Genomic DNA, 18,727 nt, shown 5'->3' with positions numbered 1-18,727 from the left:
TCACGCCCTCGGGTCGACCGGTTTGCTGGCGGCCGGGCCCGGGAACCGGGTAGGGTCACCGATCGTTGCGAACAGTGACCGGACGGCGACGCGCTGCTGAGCGCGCGCCGGAGCGCGCGCCGCGTGCCGCTCCGGAACGGGTCATGCCGGAGCGATGTGCCGGGCGAGGGGGTGCGGCTAGCATGACCGGGGTAGCGGTGGGCGGGACGCGAGTGCCTGCACCGGTTGGCAGGCAGGCGACAGGAGGGCGAGCCCGGATGCAGAAGGCGAAGATCCTCCTGGTCGACGACCGGCCGGAGAACCTGCTGGCGCTGGAGGCGATCCTCTCGGCCCTGGACCAGACGCTGGTCCGCGCGGCCTCCGGGGAGGAGGCGCTCAAGGCGCTGCTCACCGACGACTTCGCGGTGATCCTGCTGGACGTCCAGATGCCCGGCATGGACGGCTTCGAGACCGCCGCCCACATCAAGCGCCGCGAGCGCACCCGGGACATCCCGATCATCTTCCTCACCGCGATCAACCACGGCCCGCACCACACCTTCCGCGGTTACGCGGCCGGCGCGGTGGACTACATCTCCAAGCCCTTCGACCCGTGGGTGCTGCGGGCCAAGGTCTCCGTCTTCGTCGACCTGTACGCGAAGAACTGCCAGCTCCGGGAGCAGGCGGCGCTGCTGCGCCTGCAGCTGGAGACCGGCGACGGGGAGGCGGCCGCGCACGGCGCGCTGCTGGGCGAGCTGTCCGCGCGGCTGGCGGCGGTGGAGGAGCAGGCGGAGGCGCTGGGCAAGCAGCTCGACGGCGTCGAGGACGCCGGGGTGTCCGCCACCGCGGCGCACCTGGAGCGCAGGCTCGTGGCGCTGCGCCGGGCGCTGGACGCGATGCGGCCCGGCAGCCCTGGCAGCCCCGGCGCTCCTGGTGCTCCTGGTGGTCCTGGCCCTTCGTAGGAGCCCCCTTTTCCACCCTTCCGGGTGATTCCGTGCGGCGTCCGGGTGAATCCCGATCAGCGTGACGGTGTGTCTGCGACACGTCCGGGCGCCCGGGCTCGGGCGCATGTGCACCACCGACCCACCCCGGTAGGCTGCTGACCCATGGCCACTCGTACGCCCGGAAGCGCGGCACGCAAATCGAGCCCGGGACCGTCCAAGAAGGCCGCGGCGAAGGCCCCGGGCAAGCCGCCCGCCAAGAAGGCGGCCGCCGGCAAGGCCCCCGCGAAGAAGGCGGCGGCCAAGCAGGCCCCGCCGCCACCGCCGCGTCGGGGCGTGCTGATGGGCACCCTCAACGCCGTCGCGAGCCCCGTCGCCGCGATCTTCCGGGGCTTCAACAGCGGCGCCAGGAACCTCGACCCGGCCCACCGCAAGGACGGGGTCGGCCTGCTGCTGTTCGCGCTGGCGCTGGTCGTCGCCGCCGGCACCTGGTTCAGCTCGGAGGGCTGGCTCAACGAGGCAGCCACCGCCGTGGTGTCCGGCCTGTTCGGGCGGCTCGACGTGCTGGTGCCCTTCCTGCTGGCCGGGGTCGCGATCCGGCTCTGGCGCCACCCGGAGCTGCCGGAGGCCAACGGCCGGATCGTCATCGGGCTCAGCGCCCTGCTGGTGGGCGTCCTCGGCCTGGTGCACATCGGCTGCGGCGCGCCCACGATGGGCAGCGGGGCCTCCCGGATAAGGACCGCCGGCGGCATCATCGGCTGGGCCGTCTCCACCCCGGTGATGGCCGCCGCCGGGCCCGCCGTCGCCGTGCCGCTGCTCCTGCTGCTGGCCTTCTTCGGGCTGCTGGTGGTCACCGCCACCCCGGTGAACCGCATCCCCGAGCGGCTGCGGGCCGGCGGGATAAGGCTCGGTGTGATCGAGCCCGGCCCCGAGGACGAGTACGGGCGGGGGCGCACGCCGGAGCGCGAGCTCTCCACCGATCCGCCGGAGGACGCCGACCCGGACGCCCTGCCGTACTCCGTGGACTCCGGGCACTCCGCGGACGGGGACCCGCGCGACGAGATCGCCGCCCGCCGGCGCCGCCGCCGCAGGAAGCCCGAGGAGGGCGAGGAGCAGGCCGAGGCCGGCCGGATCTCCCTCGACAAGGAGCCGCTGGACCCGTACGCCACCCGCGACCTCGCCGCCGGCGCGGCCGCAGACCTGGACGGCGCGCTGGTCTACGGCGTGCCCGCCTCCTCCGCGGTGGCGGACATGATGCACCAGGTGCAGGACCGCACCGTCCCGCCCGAGGAGCCCGCCGTCCCGGCCGCCCGCAGCGGCGGCCCCGGCGCGCCGGAGGAGCACGGCCCGGCGCCCGTGCGCATGGAGCAGCTCCAGCTCTCCGAGGGCATCACCTACGCCCTGCCCTCCCTCGAACTGCTGGAGCGCGGCGGCCCGGCCAAGGCCCGCAGCGCCCTCAACGACGAGGTGGTGGCCCAGCTCACCGGCACCTTCGCCGAGTTCAAGGTGGATGCGAAGGTCACCGGCTTCACCCGGGGTCCGACGGTCACCCGCTACGAGGTCGAGCTCGGCCCGGCCGTCAAGGTGGAGCGGATCACCGCGCTCGCCAAGAACATCGCGTACGCGGTGGCCAGCGCCGACGTGCGGATCATCAGCCCCATCCCGGGCAAGTCCGCGGTCGGCATCGAGATCCCCAACCGGGACCGCGAGATGGTCAACCTCGGCGACATCCTGCGCTCGCGCACGGCCGCCGAGGACACCCACCCGATGGTCGTCGGCATGGGCAAGGACGTCGAGGGCCACACCGTGATGGCCAACCTCGCCAAGATGCCGCACATCCTGGTCGCCGGCGCGACCGGCGCGGGCAAGTCCTCCTGCATCAACTGCCTGATCACCTCGATCCTCGCCCGGGCCACCCCGGACGAGGTGCGGATGGTGCTCGTCGACCCCAAGCGCGTCGAGCTGACCGCGTACGAGGGCATCCCGCACCTGATCACCCCGATCATCACCAACCCGAAGAAGGCCGCCGAGGCCCTCCAGTGGGTGGTGCGCGAGATGGACCTGCGCTACGACGACCTCGCGGCGTTCGGCTTCCGGCACGTGGACGACTTCAACGCCGCCGTGAAGGCCGGGACCGTCACCGCGCCGCTGGGCAGCGAACGCGAGCTGCGCCCGTACCCGTACCTGCTGGTGATCGTCGACGAGCTGGCCGACCTGATGATGGTCGCCCCGCGCGACGTCGAGGACTCGGTGGTGCGCATCACCCAGCTGGCGCGCGCAGCCGGCATCCACCTGGTGCTCGCCACCCAGCGGCCCTCGGTGGACGTCGTCACCGGCCTGATCAAGGCCAACGTGCCCTCCCGGCTGGCCTTCGCCACCTCGGCGATGGCGGACTCCCGGGTCATCCTCGACCAGCCCGGCGCGGAGAAGCTGATCGGCAAGGGCGACGCGCTCTTCCTGCCGATGGGCGCGAGCAAGCCGATCCGCATGCAGGGCGCCTTCGTCACCGAGGCCGAGATCGCCAAGGTCGTGCAGCACTGCAAGGACCAGCTGAGCGCCGTCTACCGGGACGACGTGACGGTGGGCGGCGGGCCGAAGAAGGAGATCGACGAGGAGATCGGCGACGACCTCGACCTGCTGATCCAGGCCGCCGAGCTGGTGGTCTCCACGCAGTTCGGCTCGACCTCGATGCTCCAGCGCAAGCTCCGGGTCGGCTTCGCCAAGGCGGGCCGGCTGATGGACCTGATGGAGTCGCGCGGGATCGTCGGCCCCAGCGAGGGCTCCAAGGCCCGCGACGTCCTGGTGAAGCCGGACGAACTGGACGGGGTGCTCGTCACGTTGAGGGGATGACAGGGCCGACCGGCCGTGTCCCGGGGGTGTGTTCACTCGTTCGGAGGAGGGTGGGCGGAGCCCGGGGAACCGAACGTCCGTACACCGCGTCACACGGCGCGAGGCGGGGGCGCGCATTCGGGCCTGTTCCGCTTGAGAAACGATCCGCCCCCGCCCCTAGACTGTTCCCCAGCAGGTGGCCATCCGCTCGAAAGGCGTGCTCCCGTGACCATCGGCAAGTCCCCCGACCGCGAGAACGCACCGTCGTCCGTCTCGCCGACCGACGACGCGGTGCAGGCGGCCGATGCCCCGAGCATCGGCCGGGTCTTGTCCACCGCCCGGATCGAGGCGGGCCTCACGGTGGACCAGGTGAGTACGGCGACCCGCGTGCGGGTGCCGATCGTCCATGCCATCGAGGAGGACGACTTCGGCCGTTGCGGCGGGGACTTCTACGCCCGCGGCCACATCCGCGCGATCGCCTCGGCGGTCGGCGCGGACGGCGAGGCGCTGGTCGTCCGCTACGACGCGGCCCACGGCGGCTCGCCCGCCTCCAAGCGGCCCACCCAGCTCATCGAGAGCGGCCCGATCAAGGTGCCCGGCCGCGGCCGGCCGAACTGGGCCGCCGCCATGGTCGCCGCGATCGTCGCGGTGGTCGGGCTGATCGGCTTCAACCTGGTCAGCGGCAAGGGCGCCCACACCGGCACCGGCACGGCCAGCGCGCCGCTGCCCAGCGGCTCGGGCACCGGCTCCGTCGCCCCGGCGGCCCCCGCCGCCCAGCCGCCGGCGCCGCCGACCGCGGCCGCCATCGCCGCCGTCCCCGCCGACAAGGTCACCGTCAAGCTGGTCGCCGAGGGCACCAGCTGGATCTCGGCCACCGACGGCAGCGGCAAGTCGCTGTTCCAGAACAACATCAGCGAGGGCCAGGATCAGACCTTCACCGACGCCAAGCAGATCAAGCTGGTGCTCGGCAACGGCGGGGCCGTGCACGCGTACGTCAACGGCAAGGACCTCGGTCTCCTGGGCAAGGACGGCCAGGTGGTGCACGTCACCTACACCCCCGGAGACCCGCAGGCGGGCTGACCGCAGAGGCCCCGACGGGGCGGCGACGATCAGGTGAACCGAGGCGCGCGGCCTCCGGGGCGAACGGCACCGGATGCCGCGCGTTAATCTTGGGCCTATGCCTGAACGTCGTACTGTCGCCCTTGTCACGCTCGGATGCGCCCGCAACGAGGTGGACTCCGAGGAACTCGCCGGGCGACTGGAGGCCGACGGCTGGTTGCTCGTGGACGACGCCGCCGACGCCGACGTCGCCGTCGTCAACACCTGCGGCTTCGTCGAGGCCGCCAAGAAGGACTCCGTGGACGCCCTCCTGGAGGCCAACGACCTCAAGGGTCACGGCCGCACCCAGGCCGTCGTCGCCGTGGGCTGCATGGCCGAGCGGTACGGCAAGGAGCTCGCCGACGCCCTGCCCGAGGCCGACGGCGTGCTCGGCTTCGACGACTACACGAACATCTCCGACCGCCTCCAGACCATCCTCTCCGGCGGCCACCACGCCCCGCACCTGCCGCGCGACCGCCGCAAGCTGCTGCCGATCAGCCCCGCCGAGCGCCAGTCGGCCGCCGAGGGCGTCGCCCTGCCCGGCCACGGCGCCGAGGCCCCCGCCGAGCCGATCGCCGACCTGCCCGAGGGCCTCGCCCCCGCCTCCGGCCCGCGCACCCTGCGCAAGCGGCTGGACGACAACCCAGTGGCCTCCGTCAAGCTCGCCTCCGGCTGCGACCGGCGGTGCTCCTTCTGCGCCATCCCCGCCTTCCGCGGCTCCTTCATCTCCCGCCGCCCCTCCGACGTGCTGGGCGAGTCGAAGTGGCTGGCCGAGCAGGGCGTCCGCGAGATCGTCCTGGTCAGCGAGAACAACACCTCGTACGGCAAGGACCTCGGCGACATCCGGCTGCTGGAGACGCTGCTCGGCGAGATCGCCGCGCTGGAGGGCATCGAGCGGGTGCGGGTCTCCTACCTGCAGCCCGCCGAGATGCGCCCCGGCCTGATCGACGCCATGACCGGCACCGCCGACGCGGTGCCCTACTTCGACCTCTCGTTCCAGCACTCGGCGCCCGCCGTCCTGCGCCGGATGCGCCGCTTCGGCTCCACCGACCAGTTCCTGGAGCTGCTGAAGACCATCCGCGACAAGGCCCCGCAGGCCGGCGCCCGTTCCAACTTCATCGTCGGCTTCCCCGGTGAGACCGAGGAGGACTTCGCCGAGCTTGAACGCTTCGTCACCCACGCCGGGCTCGACGCGATCGGCGTCTTCGGCTACTCCGACGAGGACGGCACCGAGGCCGCGACCTTCGAGGGCAAGCTGCCCGAGGACGTCGTCGCCGAGCGCGTGGACCGGCTCAGCCGCCTCGCCGAGGAGATGACCGCCCAGCGGGCCGAGGCCCGGATCGGCACCGAGGTCGAGGTGCTGATCGAGTCGATCGAGGAGGGCGTGGTCGAGGGCCGCGCCGCCCACCAGGCACCCGAGACGGACGGCCTGACCACCCTGACCGGCGTCGAGGCGCCCGAGGTCGGCCAGTTCTGGCGGGCCAAGGTCGTCGCCAGCGAGGGTGTGGACCTGATCGCCGAGGCGCTGGAGCAGGTGCGCGTGCGCCGGGCCCCGGGAGCGGGGGAATGACCAAGGGGCCCGGCGCCACGGCCGCGGCCCACCCGGGCAGACCGGCGGCCGCGGCCCCGGCGACCCCGAGCATCTGGAACATCGCCAACGTGCTCACGATGGTCCGGGTGCTGCTCGTGCCCGTCTTCGTGGCGCTGCTCTTCGCCGGGGGCGGGCACGACCCCAAGTGGCGCTCCGTCGCCTGGGCCGCCTTCGCGATCGCGATGATCACCGACCTGTTCGACGGCGAGATCGCGCGCCGCAAGGGCCTGGTGACCGACTTCGGGAAGATCGCCGACCCGATCGCCGACAAGGCGATCATGGGCTCGGCCCTGATCGGTCTCTCGGTGCTGGGCGACCTCGCCTGGTGGGTCACCATCGTGATCCTCGCCCGCGAGCTGGGCATCACGCTGATGCGCTTCTGGGTGATCCGCTACGGCGTCATCCCGGCCAGCCGCGGCGGCAAGCTCAAGACGCTCACCCAGGGCACCGCCGTCGGCATGTACGTGCTGGCCCTGACCGGCTGGCTGGCCACCGGGCGGGCCGTGCTGATGGGGCTCGCGGTGCTGCTGACCGTGGGCACCGCGCTGGACTACATCGCGCAGGCGGTGCGCCTGCGCCGCGAGGGCATGGCCGCGGAGCACGCGGACCGGTGAACGGGGGGGAACGGGGTGGAGCACGGGGTGGACGGGGCCGTCGAGACCGGGAGCGCGGACTACGCGCTCGCCGAGCGGGCGCACGCGGCGCTGCGGGCCGAGGGGGCCACGGTGGCCGTCGCCGAGTCGCTGACCGGCGGGCTGCTGGCCGCCGCCCTGGTGGACGTCCCCGGGGCCTCCGCGACCTTCCGGGGCTCCGTCACCGCGTACGCGACCGCGCTGAAGGCGTCGGTGCTCGGCGTGGACGAGGGCCTGCTCGACGTGTACGGGCCGGTGCACCCGGTGGTGGCCGCGCAGATGGCCGAGGGCGTGCGCCGGCTGCTGGGGGCCACGTACGGGCTCGCGACGACCGGGGTGGCCGGGCCGGAGCCGCAGGACGGGCGGCCGGTGGGCACCGTACACCTCGCCGTCGCCGGTCCGGGGGGAAGTCTGGTCACTTCGCCCCGGCTGTCCGGGGCTCGTGCCACAATCCGTCACGGGGCGGTGACCGCCGCACTGGAACTGCTCGTCGCCGAGGTCGCGCGCTGACGGCCCCGTCCGACGGGATCTCCACCGAACCGAGACCTGCCGAACCGGCATGACGGAATGGCCCGGCTGGAGGATCGTGTTACATCCGATGGCCTGGTTGGGCAGAAACCAGGTGGCGAACGGATTGCGTGACGGTGGCCGGGTGGCCCGCGTCGGGTACCACGAGGGGCCCGCAAACCCGGGTGCGACACCGGAACAAGGAGGGGGACGGCCTTGCAGCCCAGAGTGAACACGGACAGGGTCCCCGCACGCGAAGCGGCCAAGGCGGTACGGTGGGGGCGTGACATCTCGATCCGCAGTCCGAGGAGGGAGGCACCGATGATCCTGCTCCGTCGCCTACTGGGCGATGTACTGCGTCGGCAGCGCCAGCGCCAGGGCCGCACACTCCGCGAGGTGTCGGCGGCCGCCAGGGTTTCGCTCGGATACCTCTCCGAGGTCGAGCGCGGACAGAAGGAAGCCTCCTCGGAGCTGCTCTCCGCCATCTGCGACGCACTCGACGTCCGGATGTCCGAGGTCATGCGCGAGGTCAGCGACGAACTGTCGCTCGCCGAACTTGCGGCGATGGCCACCCTCTCGGAAGGTGATCTGCTGAGGCCGGTACTCGAACCGGTTCCGCTGCCCGCCCCCGGCTCCGACCGGGCGACCATGTCGCCCAAGAACGCCGCGATGGACGTGGTCGCCGCCTGACTCCGGCCTCGTACTCCCGGGCCGTGAGGGCCAGGGGCGAGCGAAGGAGGCGGTCGTGCGGAGATCCGCGACGGTGCGCACGGTGGCCCGAATACGGCTGCGGGTGCGGCGGTTGCTCCCGTGGCGGGCGCGCTGGGTGCTGGTGGTTCTGGCCGCCGGGCTCGCCTGGTGGCTCGTGGCCGTCCGGGGCCAGCTGGTGGACGGTGCGGCCCTGGGGCTGCTCGCGGCCGGCGGTTGGGGGCTCGGGCTCATCCCGGTCCACGCCGACCGTACGGCGACCGGGCCGGTGCGCCGACGCCGAGGGGAGCCGGTGCCCGTACCGGCACAACCGCCGCCGACCGGGTGAAGGAACCTCGAACGAGTCGAACGAAGGGCCGCGGAGTCATCGGACTCCGCGGCCCTCGTGCGTCTCCCCGGTCTACGGGCGCAGGCGCAGGCCCCGCGGGGTGGGGTGGAAGCCGGCCTCCTCCAGGGCGCGGCCCAGGTCCGAGCCCAGGGCGGGCTCGCCGTTGGCCCGTTCGACGGTGACGCTGCCCAGGGCGCCCTCCTGGGCGGCGGTGGCCAGGGCGGAGGCGGCCACGGCCAGGGTGGCGTCGTCCTGGGGCCAGGCGAGCAGGGACTTGCCCCCGCGCTCGACGTAGAGCGCCAGCTCGCCGTCCACCAGAACCACCAGGGCGCCCGCCTTGCGGCCCGGCCGGTGGGCCTTGGCCTCGCCGCCGCCGGGGGCGGTGGGCGGCTCGGGCCAGGGCAGGGCGGCTCCGTAGGCGTTCGCCGGGTCGGCGGCGGCCAGCACCAGCGGCTGCGGGGGCTCGGCGGCCGGGGCGGCCGGCCACTCGGCGGCGCGGGTGCGCTCCAGGCGGCCGTTGACCGAGCGCAGGCGGTCGGCCGCGCCCTCCATCGCGAACTGGGCGCCGCCCAGGCCCTCGACGAAGTACCCGCGGCGGGCCCGGCCGCGCTCCTCCATCGCGGCCAGCACCCGGTAGACCCCGGCGAAGCCGCCGGGCACCCGTTCGGCGGCCACCGTGCCGCGGGTGAGCAGGCCGTGGCGGTCCAGCAGGCTCTGCGCCTGGGCGGTGGCCCGGACGGTCGGGTCGGCGGCGAGGGAGGGCAGCAGCGACCAGCGCCCGGCCACCGTGGGCGGGCCGGTGCGGCCCGAGGAGGCCCCCGGACGGTCAGAGGGGCGGCCGAAGGGGCGGCCCGCGCCGCCGTAGCGGCCGCGCGGGGTCGCCCGGGGCGCGCGGTGGGCGGTGGCGCCCGCCGTGCGGCCGGAGCCGAGCAGGGCGCGCAGCGGGGCGAGGGTGTCGTTGGTGACGTACCCGGCCCAGACGAGGTCCCAGAGGGCCTCGACGGCCTCCGGCTCGGGGGTGTCCTCGGGCAGCTGCTGGACGAGCTGGCGGAAGAAGAGGCCGTAGCCGCCGTCGAGGGCCCGCAGCAGGGCGGAGTGCAGCGGGGTGAGGGCGGGCGGGACGGGCTCGGGGCGCAGCAGGTGGGCGTTCTCGGCGAGGTGGAGGCTGAGCCAGCCGTCCTTGCCGGGCAGGGCGCCGGCGCCGCACCAGCCGATCTCGCCCGCGGCCGTCAGCTCGTCCAGCAGGCCCGGGGAGTAGTCGGCGAGGCGGGCCGGGAGGATCAGCTTCTCCAGGGCGGAGGCGGGCAGGGCGGTGCCCTGGAGCTGCTCGACCACCCGCAGCAGGCCGTCCGGGCCGCGCAGGCGGTGGCCGGACAGGTGCTGCCACTGGGGGAGGAAGGCGGCCAGGGCGCGCGGGGGGACGGGTTCGACCTCCTGGCGCAGGGCGGCCAGGGAGCGGCGGCGCAGGCGTCGCAGCACCTCGGCGTCGCACCACTCGTGGGCTGTGTGCCACTCGGGGTCGACAGGGCTTCCGGCGGGCCTGAACTGGCCCTGGACGAGGCGGCCGGCGGCGGTGAGGCGCTGCAGGGTGCCGGTGACGACGGCGGTGCCCAGGCCGTAGCGGGCGGCCGCCTCGCCGGCGGTGAAGGGGCCGTGGGTGCGGGCGTGGCGGGCCAGCAGGTCGCCCAGCGGGTCCTTGACCGGTTCGGTGAAGGCTTCGGGGACGCCGACGGGCAGCGGGGTGCCCAGGGCGTCGCGCAGGCGGCCGGCGTCCTCGATCGCGGCCCAGCGCTGCTCGCCGGCGATCCGGACGGCGATCACCCGGCGGGTGGCCTCCAGCTCCAGGGCCCAGAGCGGTTCGGCGCCGCGGGCCGTCAACTCGGCCTCGGTGAGCGGGCCGAGGAGGCGCAGGGCGTCGGCGACGCCCTCGGCGTCCCTGATGCGGCGCTCGGGGGTGAGGCGCTGGAGCTCGGCCTCCAGGTCGGCGAGGACCTGGGGGTCGAGCAGTTCGCTCAGCTCGGCCTGGCCGAGGAGTTCGGACAGCAGCCGGGAGTCGAGGGAGAGGGCGGCGGCGCGGCGTTCGGCGAGCGGGGAGTCGCCCTCGTAGAGGAACTGGGCGACGTAGCCGAAGAGGAGGGAGCGGGCGAAGGGGGAGGGCTCGGGGGTGGTGACCTCGACCAGGCGGACGGCGCGGGACTCGAGGTCGCCCATCAGCTCGACCAGGCCGGGGACGTCGAAGACGTCCTGGAGGCACTCGCGGACGGCTTCCAGGACGATCGGGAACGAGCCGTACTCGGAGGCCACCTCGAGGAGTTGGGCGGCGCGCTGGCGCTGCTGCCAGAGCGGGGTGCGGCGGCCGGGGCTGCGGCGGGGGAGCAGCAGGGCGCGGCCGGCGCACTCGCGGAAGCGGGAGGCGAACAGGGCGGAGCCGCCGACCTGGTCGGTGACGAGCTGTTCGATCTCGCCGGGGTCGAAGAGGGCGGCGTCGGCGCCGACGGGGGCTTCGTCCGTGGAGGCCGTCGGCTCGGCGGGGAAGTCGAGGAGGTCGGCGTCGGGCAGGCGCAGGACGATGCCGTCGTCGGCGTGCATGACCTGGGGGTCCAGGCCGTGCTTCTCGCGCAGGCGGGCGGCGAGGGCGAGGGCCCAGGGGGCGTGCACCTGGGCGCCGAAGGGGGAGTGGATGACGATGCGCCAGTCGCCGAGTTCGTCGCGGAAGCGCTCGACGACGATGGTGCGGTCGTCGGGGAGGTGGCCGCAGGCGGTGCGCTGTTCGGCGAGGTAGTCGAGGAGGTTGGCGGCGGCCCAGTCGTCGAGGCCCGCCCGCTTGAGGCGCTCGGTGGCCTGCTCGGGCTGGAGGGCGCCCAGTTCGCGGGTGAACGCGCCCAGGGCGCGGCCGAGTTCGAGGGGGCGGCCGAGGGTGTCGCCCTTCCAGAAGGGGAGGCGGCCGGGGATGCCGGGGGCGGGGGTGACCAGGACCTTGTCGTGGGTGATCTCCTCGATGCGCCAGGAGGTGGTGCCGAGGGTGAACACGTCGCCCACGCGGGACTCGTAGACCATCTCCTCGTCGAGCTCCCCGACGCGGCCGCCGCCCTTCTTCGGGTCCGAGCCGGCGATGAAGACGCCGAACAGGCCGCGGTCGGGGATGGTGCCGCCGGAGGTGACGGCCAGGCGCTGGGCGCCGGGGCGGCCGGTGACCGTGCCGGCCACGCGGTCCCAGACCACGCGGGGGCGCAGTTCGGCGAAGGCGTCCGAGGGGTAGCGGCCGGCGAGCATGTCGAGGACGGCGTCGAAGGCGGACCGGGGGAGGGTGGCGAAGGGCGCGGCGCGGCGGACCACGGCGAGCAGGTCGTCCACCGGCCAGGCGTCCAGGGCCGTCATCGCGACGATCTGCTGGGCGAGGACGTCCAGGGGGTTGCGGGGGATGCGCAGGGCCTCGATCCGGCCGGAGCGCATCCGCTCGGTGACCACGGCGGACTGGACGAGGTCGCCCCGGTACTTGGGGAAGAAGACGCCGGTGGAGACGGCGCCGACCTGGTGGCCCGCGCGGCCGACGCGTTGCAGGCCGGAGGCGACCGAGGGCGGGGACTCGACCTGGACGACCAGTTCGACGGCGCCCATGTCGATGCCCAGCTCCAGGCTGGAGGTGGCGACCACGGCGGGGAGCCGGCCGGCCTTCAGCTCCTCCTCGACGAGGGAGCGCTGCTCCTTGGAGACCGAGCCGTGGTGGGCGCGGGCGATCACCGCCGGGGCGCCCTTGGCCGCGCCCGAGCCGCCCATCAGCTGGGCCGGGGCGTGGGCCTCGGGGGCGACGGCGCCGGTGGCGCGTTCGTGGGCGATCTCGTTGAGGCGGTTGCAGAGGCGCTCGGCGAGGCGGCGGGAGTTGGCGAAGACGATGGTCGAGCGGTGGGCCTCGACGAGGTCGACGATGCGTTCCTCGACGTGGGGCCAGATCGAGGCTTGGCGCTGGGGGTCGCCGTCGGAGGCGCCGCCGGTGGCGGGGGCGGCGGGGAGGTCGTCCAGGTCGGGGACGGGGACGACGACGGAGAGGTCGAACTCCTTGGCGGCGGGCGGCTGGACGACGACGGCGCCGCGCCGGGGGCTCAGGAAGCGGGCCACCTCCTCGACGGGCCGGACGGTCGCGGAGAGGCCGATGCGACGGGCCGGGTGGTCCAGGAGCTCGTCGAGGCGTTCCAGGGTGAGGGCGAGGTGGGCGCCGCGCTTGGTGCCGGCGACGGCGTGCACCTCGTCCAGGATCACGGTGTCGATGCCGCGCAGGGCCTCCCGGGCGGCGGAGGTGAGGAGGAGGAAGAGGGATTCGGGGGTGGTGATCAGGATGTCAGGCGGGTGGGTGGCGAAGCGGCGTCGGTCGGCGGCGGGGGTGTCGCCGGAGCGGATGGCGACCTGGACCTCGGGCTCGGGCAGGCCCAGGCGGACGGCCGCCTGGCGCAGGCCCGTCAGGGGGGCCCGGAGGTTGCGTTCGACGTCCACCGCGAGGGCCTTCAGCGGGGAGACGTAGAGGACGCGGCAGCGGCGCTTGGGGTCGGCGGGGGGCGGGGTGCTGCTGAGGTGGTCGAGGGCGGAGAGGAAGGCCGCGAGGGTCTTGCCGGAGCCGGTGGGGGCGACGACGAGGACGTCGGTGTTCCGCTGGATGGCGCGCCAGGCTTCGGACTGGGCGGTGGTGGGGGCGGAGAAGGCGCCGGTGAACCAGGCGCGGGTGGCGGGGGCGAAGCCGGCCAGGGGGTCGTCCGGGGGCGGGGGAGGGGTGTGGGGCGCCATGCCCCCATGGTGCCGCGTGGGGCTGACACATGGGGGTGACTCATGGGGCTGCGCACCGGCCGGGTGTAGCCGGGGGAGCGGGTTGGATGATCTGCTCATATGGTGATGATTCGGACATGTGACCATTCCGTGACCGGGACCTCACTGGATCGACGAGCGGAGACCGTGCGATGCCGCAGGCGCACCCTTCCGGCAGGCGCGTACGCCGTCGTGTGAAGGGGCCCGCGCGGGCGTTGCTGGCGATGCTGCTCACCGCGCTGGTGCTGGGCGGCGCCGTTCCGTACGTGTCGGGGCCCGGGCGCGCGTACCTCAGCTACCTGGTCCTCGGGGAGCGGGCGGACGCGGCGGGGGCCGCCCTGGCGGGGGCCGGGAGCAAGGAGGCGGGCGGGCAGGTCGTCCAGGAGTATCCGCAGATCGGGGCGGTGCTGGCGTACGCGACCGGGGATTTCGCGCAGAAGCTGCGGGGGCGGCCGGGGATCGCGGCGGTCGGGGCCACGCGGACGGCGCCGGTGGTGGGGCCGCCGCGCGGGGTCGCGGGGGCGGGGGACTTCGCCGCGGGGGTCAGTGCCGATGCGCGGGACGAGGGGGTGACGCCGGTGGTGCCCGACCCCGCGCAGGGGGACGGGTGGAACCTGGCGATGGTGGGCGCCGTGAGCGTGTGGGGCGGCGGCGCGACGGGGCCGGCGGTGCGGGCCGGGGGCGCGTCGGTGGAGGCACTGCGGAAGGTGCTGGTGGCGGTGCTGGACTCGGGGGTGGACGACACCCATCCGGATCTGCGGGCGGCCGTCGACCCCAAGGCGTCGGTGTCCTGCGCGGACGGCCGGCCGGACGCCCGGACCGGGGCCTGGCGGCCCGACCCGGGCGTGGGGGAGAGCGGGCACGGGACGCACGTGGCGGGGATCGTCGGGGCCGCGGGGGACGGACGGGGCGTCAGCGGGGTGGCGCCGGGCGTGCGGATCGGGGCCGTACGGCTGCTGGGGCCGCTCGGGCAGTACTACGCCGAGAACATCGTCTGCGGGATGCTGTGGGCGGCCGACCACGGGGCCAGGGCCATCAACAACAGCTACTTCGCCGACCCGTGGAAGTACAACTGCCCGGAGGACGCCGACCAGGCGGCGATCACGGCGGCGGTCGGGCGGGCGGTCGACTACGCACGGCGCAAGGGGGCGGTGGTGGTCGCCTCGGCGGGGAACGACGGGCAGGACCTGGGGGCGGGGCGGACGGACGAGCGCAGCCCCAACGACCGGGTGTCGGGGGCGGCGCGGACGCGGTACCTGGGGACGGAGTGCGTCCGGCTGCCCGGGGAGCTGCCGGGGGTGGTGACGGTGACGGCCGTGAACCGGGACGGGCGGCCGTCGGGGTACTCCAACTTCGGGCGGGGGCACGTGTCGCTGGCGGCCCCGGGGGGCGACCCGGACGGGGGCCCCCGGGGGGCGATCGTCTCGGACTGGCCGGGCGGGCAGTACGCGGCGCTGGCGGGGACGTCGATGGCGGCCGCGCACGTGACCGGGGCGGTGGCGGTGGTGGCGGCCGGGCACCCGGAGTACGGGGCGGACCGGCTGGCGGGGGCGCTGGCGGAGGCGGCCTCGGCGGGATGCTCGGCCGGGCCGTACGGGTGCGGGGACCGGCGGTACTTCGGGGCGGGGCTGGTGGTCCTGCCCCGCTGAGGGCGGGTGGTGACGCAGCACTGGTGGGGGCGGGGTTCGGGATACTGGGGGGATGAGGCTGACGGAGTTCTGGCGACGGATGTACGCGCACTTCGGCGAGGGGTACGCGGAGTCGTTCGCGAGCGATCACGTGATGAGCGAGCTCGGGGGGCGGACGGTGCGGCAGGCGCTGGAGGCGGGGTGGGAGGCCAAGGACGTGTGGCGGGTGGTGTGCGAGACCCAGGGGGTTTCGGGGCCGCTGCGCTGATCGCGCCGAGGGGGGTGCGCCAGACTGTTCGGGTGACGAGTGGTACGGAAGAGCGGGAAGGGCCGGCCGAGGGTGCCGGCGAGGAGCGCCGTGGCGGCGCGGGGGCGCTGTGGGGCGGGGGGATGCCGCGATGGCTGCCCCGGGCGATGGTGCTGGCGCTGGTGCTGGTCGGGGTGTTCCAACTGGCCAGTTGGGCGTTCCTGCAGCTGACGGACCTGTTCGTGATGCTGCTGGTGGCCTTCTTCCTGTCGCTGGCGCTGGAGCCGGCGGTGGACCGGATGGCGGCGCGGGGGGTGCGGCGGGGCGTCGGGACGTGCCTGGTGTTCGTCGCGGTCGGGGTGGCGGTGGCCGGGTTCCTGGGGGCGCTGGGGACGCTGCTGGTCGATCAGGTGGCGAAGATCGCGGGGGACCTGCCGCACCTGGTCGACAACCTGATCGGGTGGATCAACACGACGTTCCATCAGGAGGTGTCGCTGGGCGAGCTGCAGAAGAAGCTGCTCAAGGACTCCGGGGCGATCGAGAACTACGCCCAGCAGGCGGCCGACAACGTGTGGGGGCTGTCCTCGACGCTGATCGGCGGGCTGTTCCAGGCGTTCACGGTCGGGCTGTTCACCTTCTACTTCACGGCCGACGGGCCGCGGGTGCGGCGGACGGTGTGTTCGATGCTGCCGCCGGCCAAGCAGGGGGAGGTGCTGCGGGCCTGGGAGATCGCGCTGGCGAAGACCGGCGGGTACCTGTACTCGCGGGCGGTGCTGGCGCTGGTGTCGGCGACCGGGCACTGGGTGATGTTCGCGCTGATCGACCTGCCCTACGCGGCGGCGCTGGCGATCTGGGTGGGCGTCATGTCGCAGTTCGTGCCGACGATCGGGACGTACCTGGCGGGAGCGCTGCCGGTGCTGGTGGCGCTCACGGTGGAACCGGTGGACGCGCTGTGGGTGCTGGTGTTCACGGTGGTGTACCAGCAGATCGAGAACTACCTGCTGCACCCGAGGATCACCGCCAGGACGATGGACGTGCACCCGGCGGTGGCGTTCGGGGCGGTGATCGCGGGGGCGGCGCTGCTGGGGGCGGTGGGGGCGCTGATCGCGATCCCGGCGGCGGCGACGCTGCAGGGCTTCGTGGGGACGTACGTGAAGCGGTACGAGGTGGCCAGCGACCCGCGGATCGACCGGGGCGAGCAGCGGCGGGCCCGACGGGCGCTGCGGCGCGAGGCGAGCCGGCGGCTGCGGCGGATGGTGGGCGGCGACGGGGAGCGGGGGGAGTAGCCGGGGGCGGGGCGTGTGGTCGGGGCGCCTGGTCGGGGTGCGTGGCGTTCGGGTGACGCTTGAATCGAACAGATGTTCTTTGTACTCTCCGGCCAGGAGTTTTCCACAGGCTGACGCGGGTGGGGCTCGTTTGTCAGTGGGACGCGCTAGCGTCGAGGACGATGAAGCGCACAGCACAGAACCCGAGGGAAAAAGTCATGGCAGGTACGGACAAGGAGAAGGCCCTAGAGGCCGCACTCGCCCAGATCGAACGGCAATTCGGCAAGGGCTCGGTGATGCGCCTCGGCGAGAAGGCGAACGAGCCGATCGAGGTGATCTCCACCGGGTCCACCGCGCTGGACGTCGCCCTCGGTGTGGGCGGCATCCCGCGCGGCCGCGTGGTCGAGATCTACGGCCCCGAGTCCTCCGGTAAGACCACCCTGACCCTGCACGTGGCCGCCAACGCCCAGAAGGCCGGCGGCACGGTCGCCTTCGTCGACGCGGAGCACGCGCTCGACCCCGAGTACGCCAAGAAGCTGGGCGTGGACACCGACGCCCTGCTGGTCAGCCAGCCGGACACGGGTGAGCAGGCCCTGGAGATCACCGACATGCTGATCCGCTCCGGCGCGGTCGACCTGGTGATCATCGACTCGGTCGCGGCGCTCGTGCCGCGCGCCGAGATCGAGGGTGAGATGGGTGACTCGCACGTCGGTCTGCAGGCCCGTCTGATGAGCCAGGCGCTGCGCAAGATCGCCGGTGCGCTGAACCAGTCGAACACCACCGCGATCTTCATCAACCAGCTGCGCGAGAAGATCGGCGTGATGTTCGGTTCGCCGGAGACCACGACGGGTGGCCGGGCGCTGAAGTTCTACGCCTCGGTCCGCCTGGACATCCGCCGCATCGAGACGCTGAAGGACGGCACCGACGCGGTCGGCAACCGCACCCGCGTCAAGGTGGTCAAGAACAAGGTCGCCGCGCCGTTCAAGCAGGCCGAGTTCGACATCCTCTACGGCGTGGGCATCAGCCGCGAGGGCGGCCTGATCGACATGGGCGTCGAGCACGGCTTCATCCGCAAGTCGGGCGCCTGGTACACGTACGAGGGCGACCAGCTGGGCCAGGGCAAGGAGAACGCCCGCAACTTCCTGCGGGACAACCCGCAGCTCGCCGACGAGATCGAGCGGAAGATCAAGGGCAAGCTCGGCATCGGCCCGAAGGTGGAGGAGCCGGCCGAGGCTGCCGCGCCGGAGGCGGCTGCCGCCGCTGCCGTCGACGGCGCCGCGAAGCCGATCACCGCGACCGCCACCAAGACGGCCGCGGCGAAGAAGACGGCGGCAGCCAAGGGCTGAGCCGTTGAGGAAGCACGACACGGCGGGCGCCGAGGACGAGTACGGGCCGCCGGACTGGTTCGCCGCAGTCGCGGAGGAGCCCGGTCCGGCGCCCGGCCCGGGCCCGGCGGAGGTGACGGTCGAGGAGCTCGGCCTGGTCACCGCCTCCGAGCTGCCCACCGGGCGGCGTCGGAGGCGCTCGGCGTTGGCGGCCGAGCAGACGGACGGCGCGGCCGGGGGGACGGTCGGGCGGGCGGCCGGTCACGGGGGTGCGGCCGCCCCGGGGGAGGGCCGGCGCGGGCGCTCGCGCTCGGGGGAGGAGCGCGGCGAGGGCCGCACGGCCCGGAAGCGGGCCGAGAAGCCGGAGGAGCCGGAGGACCCGGAGGACCCGGAGTCCCGGGCCAGGGACATCTGCCTGCGGCTGCTGACGGGCTCCGCCAAGAGCCGCAAGCAGCTCGCGGACGCCCTGCGCAAGAAGGAGATCCCGGAGAACGTCGCCGACGGGGTGCTGACCCGGCTGGAGGAGGTCGGGCTGATCGACGACGCGGCCTTCGCCACCGCGTGGGTCGAGTCCCGGCACGCCGTACGGGGGCTGTCCCGGCGGGCGCTGGCGCAGGAGCTGCGCACCAAGGGCGTGGACGCGGAGCTGGTCGAGCGGGCCGTGGCCCATCTGGACTACGACGACGAGACGGAGGCCGCCCGGGCGCTGGTCGAGCGCAGGCTGCGGAGCACCCGGGGGCTGGAGACGCAGGTCCGGATGCGGCGGCTGGTCGGGGTGCTGGCGCGGCGCGGCTACTCGGAGGGCCTCGCGTTCCGGGTGGTGCGGGAGGCCCTGGAGGACGAGGGGCGGGAGTAGGA

Annotated in this window: 14 protein-coding genes; 13 read left to right on the top strand and 1 reads right to left on the bottom strand. The window is 74.1% G+C overall.

Translation table 11 applies throughout. From position 1 onward, the window contains the following. The first annotated feature begins 257 nt into the window (after positions 1-257). The 8 genes from ACIBCA_RS32980 to ACIBCA_RS32945 all read left to right on the top strand — a co-directional run bounded on the left by ACIBCA_RS32980 (position 258) and on the right by ACIBCA_RS32945 (position 8,610). A complete protein-coding gene (locus ACIBCA_RS32980) occupies positions 258-938 on the top strand; it encodes a response regulator (RefSeq protein ID WP_396286746.1) in 681 nt (226 codons plus the stop codon). Positions 939-1,082: 144 nt separating this feature from the next. Further along, entirely contained in the window at positions 1,083-3,767 is a 2,685-nt protein-coding gene (locus ACIBCA_RS32975) for a DNA translocase FtsK (protein WP_396286745.1), read from the top strand. Positions 3,768-3,971: 204 nt separating this feature from the next. Further along, entirely contained in the window at positions 3,972-4,826 is an 855-nt protein-coding gene (locus ACIBCA_RS32970) for a helix-turn-helix domain-containing protein (protein WP_396286744.1), read from the top strand. 97 nt (positions 4,827-4,923) lie between these two features. Then, positions 4,924-6,414 (top strand): 30S ribosomal protein S12 methylthiotransferase RimO, encoded by a 1,491-nt coding sequence (gene rimO, locus ACIBCA_RS32965; protein WP_396286743.1) that lies wholly within the window; start codon positions 4,924-4,926, stop codon positions 6,412-6,414. Then, complete coding sequence (gene pgsA, locus ACIBCA_RS32960) at positions 6,411-7,049, top strand: CDP-diacylglycerol--glycerol-3-phosphate 3-phosphatidyltransferase (protein WP_396286742.1); 639 nt, start codon at positions 6,411-6,413, stop codon at positions 7,047-7,049. Before rimO ends, pgsA begins: the two co-directional genes overlap by 4 nt. A gap of 27 nt (positions 7,050-7,076) precedes the next feature. Continuing rightward, a complete protein-coding gene (locus tag ACIBCA_RS32955) occupies positions 7,077-7,577 on the top strand; it encodes a CinA family protein (RefSeq protein ID WP_396286741.1) in 501 nt (166 codons plus the stop codon). Between the two features lie 318 nt (positions 7,578-7,895). After that, entirely contained in the window at positions 7,896-8,264 is a 369-nt protein-coding gene (locus ACIBCA_RS32950; RefSeq protein WP_031077754.1) for a helix-turn-helix domain-containing protein, read from the top strand. Between the two features lie 55 nt (positions 8,265-8,319). Beyond that, the gene (locus tag ACIBCA_RS32945; RefSeq protein ID WP_396286740.1) at positions 8,320-8,610 is read left to right on the top strand and encodes a hypothetical protein; all 291 of its coding nucleotides are present in this window, start codon (positions 8,320-8,322) and stop codon (positions 8,608-8,610) included. A gap of 72 nt (positions 8,611-8,682) precedes the next feature. On the opposite strand, the gene ACIBCA_RS32940 is transcribed toward ACIBCA_RS32945, so the two are convergent. Next, positions 8,683-13,386: an ATP-dependent helicase gene (locus ACIBCA_RS32940; protein ID WP_396286738.1), complete on the bottom strand. Its 4,704-nt coding sequence runs from the start codon at positions 13,384-13,386 to the stop codon at positions 8,683-8,685. 212 nt (positions 13,387-13,598) lie between these two features. On the opposite strand from ACIBCA_RS32940, the gene ACIBCA_RS32935 reads away from it, so the two are divergent. The 5 genes from ACIBCA_RS32935 (at position 13,599) to recX (ending at position 18,725) form a co-directional block, all read left to right on the top strand. Further along, a complete protein-coding gene (locus ACIBCA_RS32935) occupies positions 13,599-15,053 on the top strand; it encodes a S8 family peptidase (RefSeq protein WP_396286737.1) in 1,455 nt (484 codons plus the stop codon). Between the two features lie 52 nt (positions 15,054-15,105). After that, positions 15,106-15,300, top strand: coding sequence for a DUF3046 domain-containing protein (locus tag ACIBCA_RS32930; RefSeq protein WP_031076654.1), 195 nt, complete (start codon positions 15,106-15,108; stop codon positions 15,298-15,300). Between the two features lie 32 nt (positions 15,301-15,332). Beyond that, entirely contained in the window at positions 15,333-16,565 is a 1,233-nt protein-coding gene (locus tag ACIBCA_RS32925) for an AI-2E family transporter (RefSeq protein ID WP_396286735.1), read from the top strand. 197 nt (positions 16,566-16,762) lie between these two features. Continuing rightward, entirely contained in the window at positions 16,763-17,890 is a 1,128-nt protein-coding gene (gene recA, locus ACIBCA_RS32920) for a recombinase RecA (RefSeq protein WP_396286734.1), read from the top strand. A gap of 4 nt (positions 17,891-17,894) precedes the next feature. Next, entirely contained in the window at positions 17,895-18,725 is an 831-nt protein-coding gene (recX, locus tag ACIBCA_RS32915) for a recombination regulator RecX (RefSeq protein WP_396286733.1), read from the top strand. Positions 18,726-18,727 lie beyond the last annotated feature (2 nt).

The sequence above is a fragment of the Kitasatospora sp. NPDC051170 genome (assembly GCF_044455705.1).
GTDB lineage: Bacteria > Actinomycetota > Actinomycetes > Streptomycetales > Streptomycetaceae > Kitasatospora.
The sequence above is the reverse complement of the archived record's forward strand: the minus strand, read 5'-3'. Positions and strand labels throughout refer to the sequence as shown.